Source organism: Paenibacillus sp. MMS20-IR301 (assembly GCF_032302195.1).
Taxonomy (GTDB): Bacteria; Bacillota; Bacilli; order Paenibacillales; family Paenibacillaceae; genus Paenibacillus_AQ.
On record NZ_CP135275.1, the window covers coordinates 6,344,699 to 6,365,020 of the forward strand.

Annotated in this window: 16 protein-coding genes; all 16 read left to right on the forward strand. The window is 48.7% G+C overall.

Translation table 11 applies throughout. The features are described 5' to 3' along the window. Window positions 1-18: 18 nt before the first annotated feature. The 16 genes from spoIIID to LOS79_RS27280 all read left to right on the forward strand — a co-directional run bounded on the left by spoIIID (window position 19) and on the right by LOS79_RS27280 (window position 20,267). On the forward strand, window positions 19-306 hold the full coding sequence (gene spoIIID / locus LOS79_RS27205; protein WP_038597396.1) for a sporulation transcriptional regulator SpoIIID: 288 nt from the start codon (window positions 19-21) through the stop codon (window positions 304-306). 128 nt (window positions 307-434) lie between these two features. Beyond that, the gene (locus tag LOS79_RS27210; RefSeq protein ID WP_315413793.1) at window positions 435-1,433 is read left to right on the forward strand and encodes a rod shape-determining protein; all 999 of its coding nucleotides are present in this window, start codon (window positions 435-437) and stop codon (window positions 1,431-1,433) included. Window positions 1,434-1,482: 49 nt separating this feature from the next. Then, the gene (locus tag LOS79_RS27215) at window positions 1,483-2,361 is read left to right on the forward strand and encodes a flagellar hook-basal body protein (RefSeq protein ID WP_315413794.1); all 879 of its coding nucleotides are present in this window, start codon (window positions 1,483-1,485) and stop codon (window positions 2,359-2,361) included. A gap of 62 nt (window positions 2,362-2,423) precedes the next feature. Beyond that, complete coding sequence (locus LOS79_RS27220) at window positions 2,424-3,245, forward strand: flagellar hook-basal body protein (protein WP_315413795.1); 822 nt, start codon at window positions 2,424-2,426, stop codon at window positions 3,243-3,245. A 9-nt stretch (window positions 3,246-3,254) separates the two neighbouring features. Then, window positions 3,255-3,488: a DNA-directed RNA polymerase subunit beta gene (locus tag LOS79_RS27225; protein WP_315413797.1), complete on the forward strand. Its 234-nt coding sequence runs from the start codon at window positions 3,255-3,257 to the stop codon at window positions 3,486-3,488. A gap of 308 nt (window positions 3,489-3,796) precedes the next feature. Continuing rightward, window positions 3,797-4,219 carry a 3-hydroxyacyl-ACP dehydratase FabZ gene (gene fabZ / locus LOS79_RS27230; RefSeq protein ID WP_315413799.1) on the forward strand — a complete coding sequence of 141 codons (423 nt, stop codon included), beginning with the start codon at window positions 3,797-3,799 and terminating at the stop codon, window positions 4,217-4,219. A 47-nt stretch (window positions 4,220-4,266) separates the two neighbouring features. Then, window positions 4,267-5,985: a phospho-sugar mutase gene (locus LOS79_RS27235; RefSeq protein ID WP_315413800.1), complete on the forward strand. Its 1,719-nt coding sequence runs from the start codon at window positions 4,267-4,269 to the stop codon at window positions 5,983-5,985. A gap of 145 nt (window positions 5,986-6,130) precedes the next feature. Beyond that, the gene (locus LOS79_RS27240) at window positions 6,131-8,167 is read left to right on the forward strand and encodes a DUF5693 family protein (RefSeq protein ID WP_315413801.1); all 2,037 of its coding nucleotides are present in this window, start codon (window positions 6,131-6,133) and stop codon (window positions 8,165-8,167) included. After that, entirely contained in the window at window positions 8,143-9,294 is a 1,152-nt protein-coding gene (csaB, locus tag LOS79_RS27245) for a polysaccharide pyruvyl transferase CsaB (RefSeq protein ID WP_315413803.1), read from the forward strand. The genes LOS79_RS27240 and csaB overlap by 25 nt, the downstream gene beginning before the upstream one ends. A 7-nt stretch (window positions 9,295-9,301) precedes the next feature. Next, window positions 9,302-10,060 (forward strand): WecB/TagA/CpsF family glycosyltransferase, encoded by a 759-nt coding sequence (locus LOS79_RS27250; protein WP_315413804.1) that lies wholly within the window; start codon window positions 9,302-9,304, stop codon window positions 10,058-10,060. A gap of 113 nt (window positions 10,061-10,173) precedes the next feature. Next, window positions 10,174-11,301 carry a glycosyltransferase family 4 protein gene (locus tag LOS79_RS27255; protein WP_315413806.1) on the forward strand — a complete coding sequence of 376 codons (1,128 nt, stop codon included), beginning with the start codon at window positions 10,174-10,176 and terminating at the stop codon, window positions 11,299-11,301. Window positions 11,302-11,487: 186 nt separating this feature from the next. Then, on the forward strand, window positions 11,488-15,396 hold the full coding sequence (locus LOS79_RS27260; protein ID WP_315413807.1) for an S-layer homology domain-containing protein: 3,909 nt from the start codon (window positions 11,488-11,490) through the stop codon (window positions 15,394-15,396). Window positions 15,397-15,549: 153 nt separating this feature from the next. Continuing rightward, window positions 15,550-15,891 carry a hypothetical protein gene (locus LOS79_RS27265; protein ID WP_315413808.1) on the forward strand — a complete coding sequence of 114 codons (342 nt, stop codon included), beginning with the start codon at window positions 15,550-15,552 and terminating at the stop codon, window positions 15,889-15,891. Between the two features lie 510 nt (window positions 15,892-16,401). Further along, window positions 16,402-19,158 (forward strand): Ig-like domain-containing domain, encoded by a 2,757-nt coding sequence (locus LOS79_RS27270; RefSeq protein ID WP_315413810.1) that lies wholly within the window; start codon window positions 16,402-16,404, stop codon window positions 19,156-19,158. Between the two features lie 85 nt (window positions 19,159-19,243). Beyond that, the gene (locus LOS79_RS27275) at window positions 19,244-19,810 is read left to right on the forward strand and encodes a hypothetical protein (RefSeq protein WP_315413811.1); all 567 of its coding nucleotides are present in this window, start codon (window positions 19,244-19,246) and stop codon (window positions 19,808-19,810) included. A gap of 184 nt (window positions 19,811-19,994) precedes the next feature. Continuing rightward, entirely contained in the window at window positions 19,995-20,267 is a 273-nt protein-coding gene (locus LOS79_RS27280; RefSeq protein ID WP_315413812.1) for an alpha/beta-type small acid-soluble spore protein, read from the forward strand. Window positions 20,268-20,322 lie beyond the last annotated feature (55 nt).

The following is a 20,322-nucleotide window of genomic DNA, read 5'->3' on the forward strand; positions in this document are numbered from 1 at the left end:
CAGTTGGGAGGCGGGAGCGTGCACGATTACATCAAGGAACGTACGATCAAAATCGGACGCTGCATCGTGGAAACCAGGCACACGGTCCGGACCATAGCCAAGGAATTTGGCGTTTCAAAAAGCACGGTGCATAAAGATTTAACCGAACGGCTGCCGGAAATCAATCCGGATTTGGCCGATCAGGTGAAGCACATTCTCGAATATCACAAATCCATCCGTCATCTTCGGGGGGGAGAGGCCACTAAAATTAAATATAAGAAAACGACAGGCAAAAAGCGTGAGGTAGCTGTAGCGGCAAAGCCATAAGATTTTCGGAATTTTAAGTAATAATTAAGGTTTAGTGCATTGTATACTTCCCCTAAAGTATGGTATTTTTAAATTTGGTACTATCTAACTATTCTCATTTAAAATAACACTTTGGGGGCTCTTTCATTATGCTTAGCAAGGATATCGGAATTGATCTCGGCACGGCCAATGTGCTCATTCATGTCAAGGGAAGGGGAGTCGTTCTGGATGAACCTTCCGTGGTCACACTTGAAAGTGATACGAAGAGAGTCCTTGCGGTTGGTGAACAAGCGCGCCGTATGGTTGGGCGTACTCCTGGGAATATAACAACGATTCGTCCGCTCCGGGACGGTGTCATCGCTGATTTTGCCATAACAGAAATGATGCTCAAGTATTTCATTGACCGGGTGGGCGGCCGGACCTGGTACTCAAGACCCCGTATTTTGATTTGCGCACCTACGAATATTACCTCAGTGGAGCAGAAGTCCATCCGTGAAGCGGCAGAACGCAGCGGAGCCAAAGAGGTATTCATGGAGGAAGAGCCGAAAGCTGCGGCAATCGGTGCAGGAATGGATATTTATCAGCCTAGCGGAAATATGGTCGTCGATATTGGCGGCGGAACGACGGATGTAGCCGTGCTGTCTATGGGCGACGTCGTTACCGCCTCTTCGATTAAAATCGCGGGGGACAAGTTCGACGAGGCCATTTTAAAATATATCAAACAAAAATATAAGCTGCTGATCGGTGAGCGTACAGCTGAGGATATCAAGGTATCTATCGGCTCGGTCCGTCCCGGCGGAATGCAAAGCGAGCTGGATATCCGCGGGCGTGATATGGTGAGCGGACTGCCGCAGACCCTGACCATTACTTCAGGTGAGGTAAAGGAAGCGCTGTGGGATCCGGTTTCCTCTATTGTGGCTGCAGCCAAGTCGGTACTGGAGCGTACACCGCCGGAGCTGTCGGCAGATATCATTGACCGCGGGGTGGTGCTGACCGGCGGCGGCGCGTTGCTTAATGGGCTGGACGAGCTGCTCTCTGAACAGCTGCATGTGCCGGTCTGGGTGGCTGAGGATCCGATGCACTGTGTCGTTAAGGGGACAGGCATTATGCTTGACCATTTGGACAAGGTTGTTAAGAAAAAGTTCTAGCCTGCCGATAATATAGGATAACAGCAGACTTAGGAAGGGAATGACCCCAATGCTTAGAGGATTATATACGGCCGCTGCCGGAATGGTAACGCAGCAGCGCAGACATGATACGGCGACACAGAACATTGCCAACTTAAATACAACGGGCTACAAGCAGGTAGACAGTGTGAGCCACGCTTTTCCCGAGGTGCTGATCAAGGCGATGAGCGGTGGAACCACTACAACAGTCGGCCGCCTCAATACAGGGGTTTTTGCCGAACAGTCTATTTCCCAGTATCTGCAGGGAGACCTTATTGAAAGCGGCAAAAGTACGGATTTCGCACTGTCTACAGAGCTGCAGATGGAGGACCCGGACAATGCGGGCAGCTACCTGGCCTTTGACAGATCGGGTAAATATGTTAGCCCTGACGGTGAGGTTACCTACCGGCCGCAGGCGTTTTTTACAGTGCAGGACAGTGAGGGCAACAATTTATATACAAGAAACGGAAGCTTCACCGTCAGTCCTACCGGGGAGGTGCTCAGCGCCGGAGGCTTTAACGTGCTGGATGCCAACGGCAATCCGCTGAGATTGACAGAACCCCAGGATAGCCTTAAAGTGGACGGGCAGGGCAACCTTATTAATAACGCAACAGGACTGCCTTCAGGCGCCAGGATCGGAATCAGTATCGTGAATAAGCCCCAGGAGCTGGTGCGTGACGGGAACGGGGTTTTTCATGCCGATGATATAGCGGCTGCTGATATCCGTTATTCTGCCGCAACAGATAATATGCAGGTCCGGCAGGGCTTCCTGGAGAACTCCAATGTGGATGCCACCCAGGTTACCGTTGATATGAACGCAGCTTACCGTGCGTATGAAGCTAACCAGAAGGTAATCCAGTTTTATGACAGCAGCCTGCAGAAGGCTGTTAACGAAGTCGGCAGAGTGTAGCTTGCTGCTAGCGCGGCTGCATCACTATATGGATTTTATTAAGCGTGTAGGAGGTTAGATCTGTGAACAACTCGACGATCGGTGCAGCTGTCTCGATGTCCAGCCTGCAGCAGCGGCTGGATATCATCGCGGATAACATTGCCAATATGAGCACGAACGGTTACAAGAGCAAAGAGGGCTCTTTCGAGGATGTGCTTACCCGTGTGCAGCAGCAGTCCAAGGATTATGACCAGCCCGGCCGGAGCATGCCGCTCGGCTTTAATATCGGCTTTGGTGTCCGTGTACCTACCGTTACAAGCAACTGGGAAGAGGGCACCCTGCAGGAAACGGGCAATCCTACCGATCTGGCGCTGCAGGGCAATGGATTGTTCGGGGTTCAAGTTAACGGAGCTACCGCCTATACCCGGCAGGGCGATTTTCATTTCGCCCCCGATCCTGCGAATGCGGAGAATATGATACTGGTGGACAACACCGGTAATTCTGTACTGAATACAGAGGGGAATCCGCTGACCGTGCCGGCAAATGTGAGTGCCGCCATAGATGAGACCGGCAGAGTGCTAACCAAGACAGGTGAGAATGAACCTGCTGTTGTTGCGGGGACCATAATGATTGTGGAGCCGCGGAGCATGAGTGCCCTGCAGGCTATGAATGACAACTTTTATATTCTTGCTGACGGTGTAACGGCTGCCAATGCGTTTGTACAGAGAGCGGCAGGCGAGGCTAAGGATGTAGGTGTGCGTTCAGGGTATCTGGAATCATCCAACGTGGATCTGAACAAGGAAATAACGGAGATGATGCAGATTCAGCGTACGTATCAGCTTGCTGCCCGGGCGCTGTCCTCCAGTGACCAGATGCTGGGTCTGGCCAATAACATGCGCGCGTGAGGTGAAGGAATGAGTCGTGAGAAGGGTAAGAAACCGGAAGAGGAACAACAGCAGCTGCCGGTGAAACGGCGCGGGATTTCCGCATGGACCATTATTCAATGGTTCCTGATTCCGCTGCTGCTGGTTGCTGCGCTTGGCGGCGGCCTGGTCGCCGGCTATGTAATTCTCGGCAAGCGGGAATTCAGCGATGTGCTCTTGTGGAGCACCTGGAAGCATGTATATGATCTGGTGTTTGCACCGTGATGATTTTTATAAAATAGACCTGTTGGAAGCTCCCTTGTTGTGCAGGGGAGTTTTCTTTTTTATACTGAAAAATGTATAATGATGGCGTGCCCCAAGAGCGCCAAAAAGGGCCCTCTCCGCCATGCTGCCGCGTGCGGTGGAGAAAGCCCCTTATCTTAACCTCCACTGCTGCAGGTGGTGAAGGATAACTATAGTTTTTGCCGAAGCTGTCCATATTTATGCAGGGGCGGTGAAGAATAAAACGAAAGCGCTGCTGCAGGCGGAAGGATTGAACGACGCGGTTACATCCGAAGGGAGCTTTGCTTATTATGCTGGATATCAATCAAATTCAAGAAATAATCCCCCACCGGCCCCCATTTCTGCTGGTGGATAAAATTACTGAAATCGAAATGGGCAAACGGGCAGTCGGAATTAAAAATGTAACGGTGAACGAACCGTTTTTCACCGGACATTTTCCGGGATATCCGGTGATGCCGGGTGTGCTGATCACTGAAGCCCTGGCACAGGTAGGTGCAGTGGCTATTCTGGGCGTAGAAGCTAACCGCGGTAAAATCGGCTTCCTGGCCGGCCTTGACGGCTTCCGCTTCCGCGGCCAGGTTGTGCCAGGCGATACGCTTGTGCTTGAGGTGGAGATCACCCGGCTTAAAGGCAGCATCGGTAAGGGACAGGCCACCGCTAAAGTGGAAGGCAAAGTAGTAGCTTCCGGTGAAATTATGTTCGCGCTCAGCTAGAACCTGTTATAAAATCATATATTATAGATGGAGAAGGAGAGATTTGCATGACTGGATTAAGCCCGAAAGCCGCAGAAACTCTGGAACGCTGGCTGCAGGACCCTTCCGTTGACGAAAGCACCAAAAATGAACTGAAGGCACTGGCTGATGAACCCAAGGAACTGGAAGAACGGTTTTATCGAGACCTTGAGTTTGGAACCGGGGGGCTGCGCGGAGTCATTGGTGCAGGCAGCAACCGGATGAACCGTTATACGGTGGGCCGGGCAACCCAGGGCTTCGCTAACTACATCCTGGAACAGCATACGGGTGAAGGCAGACCGTCTGTGGTTATTGCCCATGATTCCCGCCGCTATTCGCCGGAGTTTACGTTAGAGGCTGCACTGGTGCTGGCCGGAAACGGGATCGAGACCCATCTCTTCCCTTCCCTGCGGTCTACTCCGCAGCTGTCCTTCGCTGTCCGTCATTTGCAGGCTTCCGGAGGTATCGTCATTACGGCAAGCCACAATCCGCCTGAATATAACGGTTACAAAGTATACAATGCTACGGGCGGACAACTCGTGCCTCACGAAGCCGAGAAGGTTATTGCGAGCATTCTGGAGGTAGACTCCTTTAATGGTGTGAAGCGTATTTCCCGTGAGGCTGCAGAGGCTGAGGGCTTGCTGCACTGGCTGGGTGCCGAAGAGGATGAAGCCTTTACGGATACCGTTGCTGCTGTCAGTGTTGCCCGTGAAGAGATTACAGCTGCACTGGGCCGTGATTTCTCCATCGTCTACACTCCGCTGCACGGCACAGGTAATCTCCCGGTCCGCCGCGTACTGGAGAAGATCGGCTTCACCTCGGTACATGTGGTGCCTGAGCAGGAGCAGCCGGATTCTGAATTCTCGACGGTGAAGTCACCGAACCCGGAGGAGCGGGAGGCTTTTACCCTCGCTATCAAGCTTGGTGAAGAATTAAATGCCGACCTGCTGATCGGCACAGACCCTGATGCAGACCGTATGGGCGCAGTTGTGCGCGATAATGAAGGCAAGTTTGTAGTGTTGTCCGGTAACCAGTCCGGCGCGCTGATGATCCATTATTATCTGAGCCGTCTCCAGAGCCAAGGCAAATTGCCGCAGAACGGGGCCGTTGTCAAAACGATTGTAACCAGTGAGATGGGGGCGGCTGTAGCCAGCCACTACGGAGCTACCGTGTTCAACACACTGACCGGATTCAAGTACATTGGTGAGAAGATGAACCAGTTCGAGCAGTCCGGCGAATATACTTATCTGTTCGGATATGAAGAGAGCTACGGTTACCTGGCTGGCAACTATGCCCGTGATAAGGACGCTGTACTTGCTTCCATGCTGATTGCTGAAGCGGGCGCTTATTACAAGGCCCAGGGTAAAACCCTGTACAACGTACTTCAGGAGCTGTATGAGCAGTTTGGCTACTTCCTGGAGAGCCTGGAATCCCGTACACTGAAGGGTAAAGACGGGGTGGCGCAGATTCAGGGCATTATGAATGACTGGCGTACTAACCCGCCGCTTGAGATTGCCGGGGCTTCGGTTACTGAGGTTCTTGATTATTCTCTCGGGCTGGGCGGTCTGCCTAAGGAGAACGTGCTGAAATACCTGTTGTCGGACGGTTCCTGGTTCTGCCTGCGCCCTTCCGGCACCGAGCCGAAAATTAAGGTTTACTTTGCAGTCGTGGGTGAATCGCTGCAGAATGCCAAAGACAAAGTGGCTGAGCTGACAAATCAGGTTATGGCCCGTGTAGACGGGAAATAATAGTAAAGGCTTCAACATACCCGCGGAAACGGAGCTGCTCCTGCTGGAGGAGCCCCCGTTTCCGCTTAAATTTGACTATTGCAGAAGAGCCGTGAGTCTGTGCTGATTGGAAATCAGGTTTAAAGTGAAAGAGGAGGTACTTTTGGTGCAGCAGAAATGGCAAGGCTGGAATATAGCTTCGCGCAAATGGTTATGGATTATCGTGGTGATTGGCTTACTCGCCGCTCTCCCGGTTGTGTATGACCGGCTTCAGACGGAGAAGACTTCCAAAACGGTGGAATTTGTTTTTGATTACCGCGATTTGGTCGATGTAGCCAGCTACCGGGGGAACCCGCAGGATTATATCTCTGAACAGCTTGACCGGCTGAAGACTGCCGGTGTTCAGAGTATGGCAATATACGAGAGCACGCTGGAGGATTTCCGTAAGGCCCGCCGCTTGATGATGTGGGGCGCTGCGGATATCGCGAACCTTACCGATACTGTTATTCCGGAGAATGAGAACTATACATATGTCCTCTTTACCAGCCCGAAGAACAGTGGAACGCTCTCGCCGCTCATCCGTGATTCCTTTGAAGCCCTGGGCATCACAACCAAAGAATGGGAGTACCGCGGACAGCGGGGGCTGATTATCGAAACTCCGCTGGAGAACGCAACCCTCAAACCGCTGCAGCCGGACCCGTTCACACTGGAGATGCTGAATAAGAAGGGCTTCAGTATTGTTCCCCGTCTTGTGGATTCCCTGGCGTATAACCAGGAGGCCGTCAAGAGACTCCTTGACCGTTATGCTGAGCTTGGGGTCAAACGGATTCTTTTTGAAGGAGAGTCTGTTAAAGGTTATTCCGATGATGCACATCTGGCCAGTATTACCGCATTTGCCGACCTCTTAAAGGAACGCGGGATGGGGATCGCAGCCATAGAGAATATCAAGGTTCAGCAAAAAGGCTTCGCCAAACTGGCCTATCTGCTGGATTATAATGTAACGCGGCTGTATTCGCTCAGTGAGGCTGATTCCGGCCTGGCAACAGATGTGATTGCCGACCGCTTTGCGCTCGCTACGAAGGACCGCAATATCCGGATGATCTATCTGAATACGATTCCCTCAAGGGATACCACGAAGGCTGAGGTTACGGATACACTGGATAATCTGATTACGAGCCTTAGCGGACCTGATGGGGCCATTGCCAAAATTGAGTCTAACGGCTTTACGATGGGACAGGCTACTGCGTTTGATGTGACCGATTCTTCCTTCCAGCGGTATTTCAAATTAGTTGCCGTCGTCGGGGCGGTCGCGATGATTGCCTTGATGGTATCCTATTTCATTCCTTGGCTTACACTGCCTGTATGGGCACTGGGGCTGCTGGGAAGCGCGGGATTAATGGTTCTGAAGCCGGCGCTGTTTGAACAGGCCTTAGCCCTGGCGGTGGCTATAAGCGCTCCTACGGTGGCTATGATACTGGCTATCCGTAAAATCAATGAAATGGGACCGCCTGTACGCTCCGCTGCATCAGCCTATACTGCGATGAGCCCGCGCCGCCGCCTGACCCACAGTCTGGTTCTTTACGTAAAAACAGCATTAATCTCACTCAGCGCGGTGCCATTTGTAATTGCGCTGTTGAATAATATTACGTATGCCCTGGTGCTTAACCAGTTCCGCGGGGTAAGTCTGCTTCATCTGGCTCCAATCGGGCTTACTGCCCTCTATGTACTGCTTTACCGGGGAGAATTTGCGTTTAATAAGACAGGCAAGCTGCTGCGGACCCCGATTACACTCGCCTGGGTGATAGCAGCCGGTGTCCTTGGTATCGTAGGGATGTATTATTTGAGCCGGACCGGAAATAGCGGAAGTGTCAGTGCACCGGAAAAGATGCTCCGTACCTTCCTGGAGAATACGGTTGGTGTAAGACCGCGCAACAAAGAATTTTTACTCGCGCATCCGCTCTTTATTCTTGGTGCCTTCATGGCCTATAAATACCGGAATGCTGCATTCATTATGATCATTGCCGTGATTGGCCAATTATCGATGGTCGATACCTTCGCCCATATTCATTCGCCGGTGCTGATCTCGCTGATCCGCGGACTCCTTGGTCTTGGACTAGGCCTGATTATCGGCATTATTGCTATAGGGGTATGGCAAATTGCGGAAAGGTGTTGGAACCGATGGTCACCGCTGCTCAAAAAATAGTTATTTCAGGCTTTTACGGCTTTCGTAACAGCGGAGACGAAGCGGTTCTGCAGTCTATTCTGAATGCTCTGCGCAAGCAGGCAACGGTATCCGGGATACCTGTTGAGCCAGTGGTGCTGTCCATAGATCCGGAGTGGACTGCGGCCACTTACGGTGTGTTATCGGTACACCGGATGAAGCTGGGGGAGGTCCGCAGGGCCATCTCAGAAAGCGCCGGACTGATCAGCGGCGGGGGAAGCCTGCTTCAGGATGTAACAGGGAATAAGACAATCCCGTATTACCTGGCTATTATTAAGCTGGCCCAGTGGATGGGGAAACCAACCTTTATTTATGCCCAGGGAATCGGGCCGGTGAACCGCAAGCTGTTTCATCCGCTGATTAAATCGGTCTTCCGCAAATGTGCTTACGTATCTGTGCGGGATGAGCAATCCCGCCAGCTGTTGCACACAATGGGCCTTAACCAGGGAAAGATTGATGTTGTCCCTGATCCGGTGATGGGACTGAAGCTGCCGGAGGATATCATGCAAGCGGAAGCTTCAAGGAACGGCGTAGACTCCAGCCAGGAAGCGGGACCGTTTACGGTGGGTATATCTGTACGGTTCTGGGAACAGTCCCGTTATGAGCTGGATGCACTAGCAGATGGGCTGCTGAAGGCTGCGGCTGAGCTGCCGCTGCATTTACGCTTCCTGCCCTTTCATCACTCCGAAGATAATGATGCTTCCCGCTATGTTATGAAGAAGCTCGGGCAGGTAACGGAGCAGTACGGGGGTTCAGTCAGCATTTGTGAGGATGCGCTCCATCCGCTTCAGATGCTACGGGAGGTTGGACAGTGCCAGGCTTTAATAGGCATGCGTCTGCACAGCCTGATCTACGCTGCAGGCAGACGGGTGCCGCTGATGGGGATCTCTTATGATCCGAAGATTGACCGTTTCCTGGAACAGATCAATTCTCGGCCTGTCGGCTCTACGACAGCGCTCAGCGCAGATGCAGTGAGCGCCGGGCTCATTCAGCTCTTGAAAGCGGATAAAGCCTGGAAGCGTGAGCGTGAGCCGCTGATTGCTGCGCTGGTTGAAGATGCCGAGGCGCCTGCCCGGCAGATTATAGAATATTTAGGCCGTAAAGGATGATAGAACATTGAAAGCAGATGGCGTAATACCGACAGTGCCGATTTTTGGCATCCGGGTATCCAAAGTAGATATGGCAGCAACGGTGTCCTATTTAACCGATGCGATTCGTGACCGTGCGGCGCATCAGGTCATCACCGCCAATCCGATCATGGTTATGGCTGCACTCGAGAATCCGGCTTATATGGAAATTATGAAATCCGCTGAGCTGGTGGTTCCCGATGGGACCGGTGTAGTCTGGGCAGCGGAATACTGCAAGCAGCCTGTAGCTGAGCGTGTAGCAGGTTTCGATCTTCTACATGAATTATTGCGCACGGGAGAAAGCTATAACTGGAGGGTGTATTTACTGGGATCAACCCCTGAGGTGATTCGCGAGACAGCTTCCCGGTTACAAACTGGATATCCCGGCATAATTATTGCAGGATACCGTGACGGGTACTTTGGCCCGGAATCCGATGAAGAGGTCCTCACGGATATTCTGGAAGCTAAACCTGACCTCCTGTTTGTTGCCAGAGGGGCGGACAGCCAGGAGCCATGGATTGCCAAGCACAAGGCCCGGCTGCAAATCCCGGTAATGATGGGTGTCGGCGGAAGCTTTGATGTGATCTCCGGCAAGAGCCGGCGCGCACCCAAAGCGTTCCAAAAATTGCGGGCAGAATGGCTGTACCGGCTGCTCAAGGAACCAACACGCTATAAAAGAATGCTTGCGCTGCCGAGATTCGCAGTAAAAGTGGTGCGTGAGAAAGATAAAGTGACAAAAGAACAGTAAAATGCGGATATTTACCCGAAAAATCCGTGCAACAGCCTAAAAACGGTATTGGAATTTGTTTTTACTTCAGCGTATAATTCAATGCGGTAGAGAAATGGGGGTCGACTGAACAAATGTTAATTATATACATCGCCGGATTTATTGTGTGCATGGGACTCGCATTGCTCTTGACGCCGCTGGTGAAGAAATTCGCCATTAAGATTGGCGCGACCGATGTGCCGAATGCCCGTAAAGTGCATACGAAGATTATGCCCCGCCTTGGCGGACTAGGCATCTTTCTGGCGTTTGTGTTAGGCCTGCTTGCCGTATTGCCGATTATTCCATATGACTTTACTCCGCGGGAGGCAAACTTCATTAAGGCGCTGCTGTGTGGCGGCGGACTGATTGTGCTGATCGGCGGTCTGGATGACCGGTTTGAGCTGTCAGCCAAAGTGAAGCTGCTGGGCCAAATTGCCGCAGCCTGTATCGTTGTTTTTGGTTTTGGAATTACTGTAGACTTTGTAAACATTCCTTTTCATAATAGCTATTCCTCGCTGGAAAGCTGGATTGCGATTCCGCTCACGATCTTCTGGATCGTCGGAGTTACCAATGCCGTCAACCTGATTGATGGCCTGGACGGGCTTGCTGCCGGCGTATCCGGTATTGCTATTGCCACAATTGCGGTAATGGCCTTCCTGATGGGGAATACGATGGTTGCACTGCTTTGCCTGCTGCTTCTGGGCAGCATTCTCGGTTTTCTGTTTTTCAACTTCCATCCCGCCAAAATCTTTATGGGGGATACAGGGTCGCTGTTCCTGGGCTTCTGCCTGGCACTGCTCGCGCTGCTTGGGTTCAAACAGATTGCCGTCGTATCCTTTATTACACCACTCTTGATTATCGGGGTGCCTTTATCAGATACGTTTTTTGCCATCGTACGGCGCAAGCTGCAGAAGAAGCCGATCTTCGCACCGGACAAAGGCCATCTTCACCACTGCCTGCGTGAGCTGGGCTTCAGCCACCGCCAGACGGTGCTTATCATTTACGGCATTGCCGGATTCTTCGGGATTCTGGCTGTTATCCAGACCTCGGCTTCGCTCTATGAAGCTAACTGGGTTACATTCGTTGTTATCTGCGTCATGCTCTTCTTCCTGCAGATCGGTGCAGAGATTACGGGGGTCATCAGCAAGACCAAACGTCCCGTTATTGATTTATTCCTTAGAATGCGGATGAAGCTGGATCCTGAGCGCAGCTCCAAATCCTAAGCGATAAGCATTGTCTGACTTGCAATTATTTATATATGTGAATAGGAACGGCATTGCCGTCAATTAGCAAAACTCATCCATTTCAGGGTGAGTTTTTTGTTATATTCCTAAAAATAAACATGGTATTAGCCGATAAAGTACAAAGTGAGGCTTATACAGAACATAACTCAAAGGAGAGATATACACATGTTACGCTTTAAGAGACCATTCGTATGGCTGCTGCTGGCGGCTCTGATTGTTTCTATGTTCCCAGGCAAATATATGCCCCAGGCGGCAGCAGCCACTACGACGTACTTTAGTCCAGATGAAAACAAGCTACGGGATACCGTTACTCTTGATCCGAATGTTGTCCCTGCCACGCCGACTCCAGCAGGGCTAATCAGCCGCGACAGCGTTTTTTTAACTACAAACCAGACTCTGTCTATTACAGGAACTTACTCCCAGGTAACTTCTTCCACAATGAAGGTTACGGTAGAACAGCTGACTCAGGGTACGAACGGGAAATGGACAACTGATTCCACCCGTCTTACTACGGGAACCGTTACCCCGGATGCGAATAATCCGAGCAACCGTTTTACAACAAGCGGTGTTGTATTGTATGCGGGATTCAATAAAGTAACCTTCTCCGGTCTGCAGGGGAACCTGACACGTTCGGAATCGTTTTATGTTTTGTATGATAAGGTGCCATATATCTCATCCCTTAAAGTACTTGGCGGGCCGACCGCACTGAATCTAAACGAAGGTACCCAAGTGGTGGTTCCTGTCGACACAGTTACGCTGCAAGGGACGGTATCAAACGCTACACAGGTTACCATGTCTGTGAACGGTGGAACAATTCTGACTACTACACTGCTTGAGGATGGAACCTTCTTCTCTCCTTCACTGACATTGAAGCCCGGATTCAGCACGATCAAGTTAAATATTAAGAATGCTTCTGATGCTATAGACATTGAACGCTCATTATACTTTTTTGATAACGATCAGCCGTATGCTTCACTCAGCTTAGTGCATAATGCCGGAACCTATAATATCCTGAATAACATTCCGACACTCAGTGACAATACTACTAATAAGGCAGGCTTTTCCGGAGAAGTTCTGGTGCCATATAACGCAAACAGCTTTGCCTCTTCCGGGAAGTTGACGATTAACAAAGGCGCTACAGGCGCTGTGCCTGTAACTGGAATTAATGTAAGCTCTGAACTGGTTATTCCGGGTGCGGATGGTGTGACCCCGGCCTACAGGCTGGTTAAATTCAACACAAATGCAGACTTGACGCTGATTACAGGTTTAAATGAATTCACATTAGCTATCGACTACGGTACGTACAGCTCTTCATTAGTATATTCCTACAGATATTTGCCTGGTGAAATTGTCATTACGGATATGTACTATCTCTCAGACTACAGCGGATCGGGAAGCATTGCGGGGATTTCCAAGCTGCCGCTTAACGGACAGCAGATGGAGAAGGATAACTTCTACATTATGGTCAAAACCAATGTGCCTATCGGAACCTCCAAATTGTCTGCCAACTATCTTCCGCTCAGCAACAAATCACTTGCTTTGAGTGATCCTCCGATTACAGGGATGACGGGGCAGGGAGCAACAGAATATATTTACCGGATTACAGGGTTCTCAAACGGACAGCAGAACGTACAGTTCCGTTATGGCACATCTGACTCCTACTATAACGCCCAAATTTCTTATGTTTCTAAGAACTATATCTATGTAAGTAATTTACAGGATGGCCAGACCTATGAGTTCAGTTCTTCAACGGATACCAAATTAAATGTTGCCGGGGAATATATCGGATTCGAAAACTTCGTAAGCGCCCAGGTACAAATTAACGGGATCGACAGCAACTCTCTTCCGGATACGAAGGACGTTCAAGGTGTAAATAGATCAAACAAATTTGCTTTGGGCGTGGATCAGAGCAAGAAAACGTTCAGCTTCGATCTGTGGATCACCCAATCAGGACCGCTCGTATATGGTGAGAACAAAATAGTATTTACGGGCATTTCCCAGGATAACGGACAAAATCAGCGGGTCATCACCAAAGAGCTGAAGATTTATATTATTGATACTAATGTATCGAATTTGTCGCAGTTTCACCCAGCATTGGGAACCGGACGGACAGCCTTCTCGATGCAGTCGCTCAGCAATGAAGCTGAACGGAACAAAATTCTTACACTGCCGGCAGAGTTTGTATATAAAGATGAGAAGTATACTACCAACTCAACCAGCTATGACCTGGTACTGCGCGGCGGTGGTGCTACAATACTAAATCTCTACAGAGGCTCTGAGCTGATCTTCACCTCAGCAGGCTTGACGGATATGCTGGCTACCAATGACAAGCTAATTGGACCGCTACCGTATGGTCCTACTGGACAATATTTTGATTACTTTGGCAGCAGCAATGATTTCCTTCTGCGCCTCCGTGATTTCAAATTTGACGCTCCAGGAAGCCATGTGTACACGATTGAGTTGATTAATAAGACAGGGGCAAGAACAACCCAGCGTCTTGAAGTTACCCGTGAGGTTTCGCCATACCGTGTCTTGTCTCCGGTTGCGACAGTAGGTAACCAGATCGTAGTGAATAAGAACTTTGTCCGCTTCGATATTGAAGCCGAAGGTGCAACCAAAGTCATGATCGACAAATACGAAGCGGTCAAGCGCAACGACCTGGATAACCGTTTCACTTATGACTTTGTAGGACTGAAACCGGATAAGGCGACAGCAATCAAGATTCAAATTGTTCGTGCAGACTCTACCTTGAATGATACGATTTCCGTCTACTATGCAAGTGCTATACAAATCGACACACAGTTCATGGCTGAGAAAGTAGCCACTAAGTATTCTGTATTTAACAAGGCGCTCCAGCTTACTTTCCCGAAAGGGACGATTATGAAGGGCTATACGACCACTGGAGCAGCGAAGTATTATCCGGATACTAAATTGCTCTTCGGGATCGCAGATCCTGTAGACGGGGTTGTAGAACGGACTAATGACTACGGGAATATCATTAACGTCAGCCCGACCGACAGCCGGACCCTTGGCGGCAAGCTGCCGCTCGTAATCCCGCAAGAGCTGGTACTGAGATTTACATCTACCGCCAATACCAATAACTTCACCAGAGTATCTGATATTTATTGGCTAAATGGTGGACTTGGTGAAACAGGGACGCAAGGCTCGCAGTCGTATATTGCAGCAACCAACGGAATTGCTCCTTATTCTATAGAAGGATATTTCACTCAATACAGCCAGACCCGCAAAATTGTTCCGTCACAGCGCGGTGAGCTGACGCTGAGCTTCAATTCAAGTATCGTGGATGAAGTGGGTTCAACCGTCACAGTATTCCGTTACACGGATGCCGGCAAATGGGAGAATATCGGCGGTGAAGTGGATACCAAGAGTCATACCGTTACTGTACCGTTTGATGAATTTGGATATTATACTGTAATGAAGCTGCGCAGAGGATTCACGGACATTACCAATCATCCATGGGCAAGAAACCTTCTGAACGGCTTGTACTCCAAAGGAATCATGACCAATATCCGTTCAGATGCTTTCGGCGCGGATGATACAACAACCCGCGGTGAATTTGCTACCTTGCTTGTAACAGGTCTGAGCATCCCGCTGAATTATGATAATAATAAACAAACATTCTTTGATATCGTACCGGAGGCTGTTTCTACAACATGGAACTTCAAGAGTATTGAAACAGCCGCAAGGGCAGGTATAATAACGGGCCTGAGTGACGGATTCTTTGGCCCGGACCAGTCACTCACACGGGAGCAGGCAGCGGTAATGATCGCCAGGGCGCTTAAGCTTAAAATGTCTGCCAACGATGCGAAACTGCTGACGAGTCTGGGCAAATCCTTCGTAGACTCAGGCAGTATGGATTTCTACTCCAGACCGGCAATTGAGGCGGTATCAAAGGCGAAGATTATGGAAGGCAGCGCAGCAACGATTACCGGACAAACCAAGCCTGTATATAATTTCAATCCCAAGGGCAAGCTTACAAGAGCGGAAGCCGGTAAAATTGTTGTAGCACTGCTGCAGAAGAGCACAAGCATCTTCCCGAAAAACTTCAACTAATGTAAATCAGAACAGCAGGCCCGCGAAAAAACTGTTCGCGGGCCTGCTTTATTGTAATTTAATTACATAGTGTGCACATTAACTTTGTATTCTGCACCGTTTTACGTTACAATAACTTAGAAAATAATATTTTCTGAAAGGTGAAAGCCATCGATGAAACCGATTTTATCAAAAGCGCAGCTGGATTACACGAAAGCAAAGAATCTGTTTGAGAATAGAGCTAAAATCCTGGAGAAAGAAATAGCGGCCAAACGTGCGCTGCAGGAAATTACGCAAGAACTGATGGAAGAGCTGGTTCTTTTTACAGGGTTCCATGATGCATATAATGACCTCGTTATTGCCGAGAATGCACTAATCGAGTGGTCGCACTCCACAATTAAGCATGAGAAGAGCTACCGCGAGAACCGTAGTGCAATTGATGCTATGTATGAGAACGTCAATGCCAGTCCTGAGAAACGTCAGGAATTGATTTTGCTCTCCATGAAGATCCGCTAATTAACCGTACTTACAGAAGCGCCGGAAACGGCGCTTTTTGATTTGTGATTTTAGAAAGTATCAAGGTTTAAGTGTGGCAGATTATGTTTATTAACTTAACAAATATTGCTTAATGACGGTTAGAAACCGCCTGTGCTATACTGATTCCCGTAGCCAACCAACATTAACAATAGTTAGAAGAACATACAGATGGTTCTTCTATTGGAATGATGGGCACTTACAAAAAAAGAAAAAACTTTTTTCAAACCAAGCGCAACTTTCTCAAAACTATTGCGTTTAAGATGTAGAGTCACTTGCACAGGGCAAATACCTAATCCTATTAAGGATAAAGTACATTGCCGGGTGGAAAAATTAGCTTTACGTGACTAGAGGCACATTGTATAATACTTAGGTAGAATTAGGAATCTAGTATTAGTCTGCCTTGAACCTGTTTACAAGTTTCTGTGATACCCGTCACAGACATTATTTATACTTAATATGCTCAACTCGGGAAAGGGGGTGCATCGGCTAATGAGTGACATGAGCTACCCAACTAAAGAAAAATCTCAGTTCATGAACGTCCAAGGAGGAGAAAAAAAGGTTATGAAGAAAATTTTATCCGTAGCATTATCTACAGCAATGGCATTCTCGATGTTTGCCTCTGTAGCATTTGGTGAAACAGCAAAGGTAACTCCAGAACAAGCATTTAATGCTTTGGCAGCTAAAGGTATTCTTAACGGATACCCAGACGGTCAAGCTCACCTTGAGAAAGACCTGACTCGCGCAGAATTCGCTAAGATCGTTACTAAATTGTTCGGTCTTACTGAAGTAACTGGTAAACTGTCTTACAAAGACAAAGGTTACACAGCTACTAACTGGGCAGTTCCTTACATCGAAGCTGTTTCCGCAGCTAACCTGATGCAAGGTAAAGATACTGTTAAAGGTATCTTCGACTACAACGGTAAAGTAACAGTTGAAGAAGTAGCGGCTGTATTGTTCCGCGCTCTGAAACTGGAAACTCCTACTACAACTGATAACTCCGCATCCGCATGGGCTAAGGGCTATGCTCAAGCCGTTATCAACGCTGGTCTGGTTGCTCAATCGACTAACTTCAAAGCTAACGCTACTCGTTCTTTGGTAGTAGAAACAGCTTATGCAGTTGATCAGATTGGTCAACAAGCTACTTTGACTGTAGCTTCTGCTGAAGCAGTAAGCCCAACAAGCGTGGTAGTTACTTTCTCTGACAAAACAACTACAACTGTAACCCTGACTACTCCACTGGTAGAAGGCGTTGAAACTACAGTTCCTTTCAAACACCTTGAAAAAGACTACACTGCAAAAGTAACTTTGGCTGCTCCTAAGGTTGTTGCCGTAGAAGCTCCAAACGCTAAGCAGCTGGTTGTTAAATTCAACCGTGCGATTGATAAGGATACTGTAATCGATAGCGACAAGCTGATTACTGATGTTATTAAAGTAGTAAACGTTAGCGGCCAAGCCGTTGTTGCTAATGGCGCAAGTGCAGCGTTCAATTCAGCTGATACTGAACTGACAATTACTTTCAACGTCAATGAATATGACTACCTGAAAGGTCAATACACTGTCGTAGTTACTGATGCTGTTGAGACTGCTGCTGGTACAGCTGTTCCTACCTACAGCACGCTGATTTCTGTTGCAGATACTGTTGCTCCAACAGTTAAAGCTATCAATGCTGTAGCTAAAACTACAACAAACAAAGTATATGTTCAATTCAGCGAGCCAGTTAAACCTGCTGGTATCATTGCTACTGTTAACGGTGTAGCTGCTTCTGTATACAGAGAGTCTGCTGATACATTCAGCTTGACTGCGGGTACTTTGAACAGCGGTACAACTTATGATGTATCCCTGACTAACGTTTCTGACTATGCAAGCAATGTAGCTGCTCCAATCAAAACTTCTGTAGCGGTTGTTTCTGATACTGCTGCTCCTACAATTGTAAGCATTACTCCAGTTAGCGACCAGTACGTTAACGTTAAGTTCAACAAAAAAGTTAGCTTCGAGTCCTTCTCCGGTAACGTTGGATTGCTCAAAGCTGACGGAGACAAGATTGGCAACATGATTCTGAAGTCCACTGCAGATAGCGATACAATCAAACTGCAAGTGCCTTCTAACTTCGACTTCCCTTCATCCGGTACATTCACTGGTACACTGCAGTTCGGTGCAACAGTACGTGATACTTTGGGTAACACGCTGGGAACAGCTCTTTCCCAACAGATTTCCTTGACTAAAGACAGCACTGCTCCTTCTGTAGCAAGCGCTACTTATGGTGCGAAGGGTCTGGTTATCACTTTCAATGAAGATATCGAATTTGTTGGTGCTACTGTAAGAGTGATCAACAATGCTACTGGCGCATATGTAACATCTGCACTTGACTTCTCTGGTCAAACTGTAAGTGGCGCTAAATTGACTTATCCTAAAGTTACTGGCCTGAGCGGCGACTACACTCTCCGTATTGAAAAAGGTCTGGTTAAAGACTTGTCTAAGGCTGCTAATGTGTCCGCAGCAACTGCTGTAGTGGTGTCTGCTGCTACAACAACTACTAACGACACAACAAGACCAACAGTATCTTCTATTACTTACACTGAGGCTTCTGTTGATGAGCCTGGATACATTGAGTTTAACGTATATGCTCAAGATGCTGTTGGCTTGAACGTAGCATCGCTTCGTGAAGCTTCCAGCTACACACTGGGTAGCAAAGCTCTTCCAAGCGGATCGTTTGTTGTTGTTGAAAGATTGGATAAGGGTGCTGCTAGCAGCGCATTGACATCTGCTGTAGCTAAGGTATTCGTACCTAAGGCTGGAATCAGCAAAACAGAAGCTGCTGAATTCGTAGCATTCGGTATCGCTGACACTGCAGGCAACATTGCAACTGTTACTGATAAAGCTGTTATCAAGCCAGTTCTGAAAGACGGCGTGGCTCCTGTATTGACTGCTGCCGCAGTTAACACTGGTAACACAAGCTGGATCACTCTGACATTCACTGAGAATGTTACTGGTGTTACTAAAGCAGACTTTACTGTTCTGGTAAACAACGAGAAAGTTACAGTTACTGATGCAATTAAAGGTACTGGTAGCGATGCTGGTAAATGGCACCTGACTGTAGCTGGATACTCTGACCTGAACGCAAGCAATGTAAATGCGATCAAGGTTACAGTAAATGCTAAGGATGCTGCTACTGGCCAAGTTGATGCTGCCTTCACTGATGAAGCTGGCAACAAGGTTACTACTGGCACTGTAGTATACGCTAAGTAATCTCCGATTACCGAAGCAAAGAATAGCCTCTTCGGAGGCTATTCTTTTTTTATAGCCACTTATTCCGATATGAGGGGGAACTCAGTTGAAAACGGCTTGGAAAATTACGATGTCAGCAGTGTTGTTAGCAGGCGGAGTATGGGCAGGTTCGCTGCTGAATACTACAGCTGAAGGTGCAAGTGTTGGATCGCAGCCTGGTACTGCCGATGACCCGGTAGTTACCAAAAGTTATGTAGATCAGCAAATTCAGAAGGTATTACAGGGCGGAGGCACTGTGAGTACACCAACACAGGCCCCAAGTGCAACGACCGCACCAGCAGCAACGGCAGCTCCAACAAGTGCACCTACACAATCCGGCGGAAGCTCTGGTAGTACAAGTAATGCTGTGGAAATTGTTGATGTCAAACCTGGACAGACATTGATTGCCGGTGCAGGTGCTGAATTTATCGTCCGGGCAGGAAAAGCAGTTATCTATTCCCAGGACAGCAATGGTGTTGCTGACCTGACTGATGGTGTTGACTTGGCCAATGGATTAGCAGCACCATCTAATCACCTGTTGTCATTTCCGCGTGATGGACGCGGGATTACTGTACAAGAAGGCCAAACTTTAGGACTAGTTGTTATGGTGCGCGGCACCTATACTTTAAAGTAATCTTTCCGGAATAAACGTATTGCTTTTCTTATTCTTTTCTAATAGTAAGGATGCCCCTAAACTGGTTTCAACATACACCCGGAACTCATTCCCACAGCTGACAAACATTGAGCTGACTGAGGCTTTCGAAACTCGTACACAATACTACCTGTAATCTTAAAAAAATTGCAGGAGGTGCTGTAACATGGCACGTACTAATCGTACAGTTGTACCAGAGAGCCGGGCAATGCTGAAACAAATGCAGTTTGAAATTGCTTCTGAATTTGGACTATATGGAGCAAGCTATGGCGGAGGTACGGATACTGAATTTGCCTCTGAGCTGGGAGTTATCGGAGGAGCAGGTGCAATGGGAGGAACCCCGTATCTGGGACATCTGACTTCCAGAGATAATGGATCTGTAGGCGGGGAAATCACGAAGAGATTAATCAAACAAGCGGAGCAGTCTCTTTTCACATAAGCTGCCTTCAATTGACAGCACCCGGTAAATAAGATAATATGACCTTTGAGGAAAG

Bases quoted from the DNA above. Each gene is read 5' to 3' on its own strand.
- LOS79_RS27215 (WP_315413794.1), top strand. From the start codon at position 1,483: ATGCTTAGAGGATTATATACGGCCGCTGCCGGAATGGTAACGCAGCAG.
- LOS79_RS27255 (WP_315413806.1), top strand. From the start codon at position 10,174: ATGTTAATTATATACATCGCCGGATTTATTGTGTGCATGGGACTCGCA.
- LOS79_RS27210 (WP_315413793.1), top strand. From the start codon at position 435: ATGCTTAGCAAGGATATCGGAATTGATCTCGGCACGGCCAATGTGCTC.
- LOS79_RS27265 (WP_315413808.1), top strand. From the start codon at position 15,550: ATGAAACCGATTTTATCAAAAGCGCAGCTGGATTACACGAAAGCAAAG.
- LOS79_RS27225 (WP_315413797.1), top strand. From the start codon at position 3,255: ATGAGTCGTGAGAAGGGTAAGAAACCGGAAGAGGAACAACAGCAGCTG.
- LOS79_RS27270 (WP_315413810.1), top strand. From the start codon at position 16,402: ATGAGTGACATGAGCTACCCAACTAAAGAAAAATCTCAGTTCATGAAC.
- LOS79_RS27235 (WP_315413800.1), top strand. From the start codon at position 4,267: ATGACTGGATTAAGCCCGAAAGCCGCAGAAACTCTGGAACGCTGGCTG.
- LOS79_RS27260 (WP_315413807.1), top strand. From the start codon at position 11,488: ATGTTACGCTTTAAGAGACCATTCGTATGGCTGCTGCTGGCGGCTCTG.
- LOS79_RS27280 (WP_315413812.1), top strand. From the start codon at position 19,995: ATGGCACGTACTAATCGTACAGTTGTACCAGAGAGCCGGGCAATGCTG.
- fabZ (WP_315413799.1), top strand. From the start codon at position 3,797: ATGCTGGATATCAATCAAATTCAAGAAATAATCCCCCACCGGCCCCCA.
- csaB (WP_315413803.1), top strand. From the start codon at position 8,143: ATGGTCACCGCTGCTCAAAAAATAGTTATTTCAGGCTTTTACGGCTTT.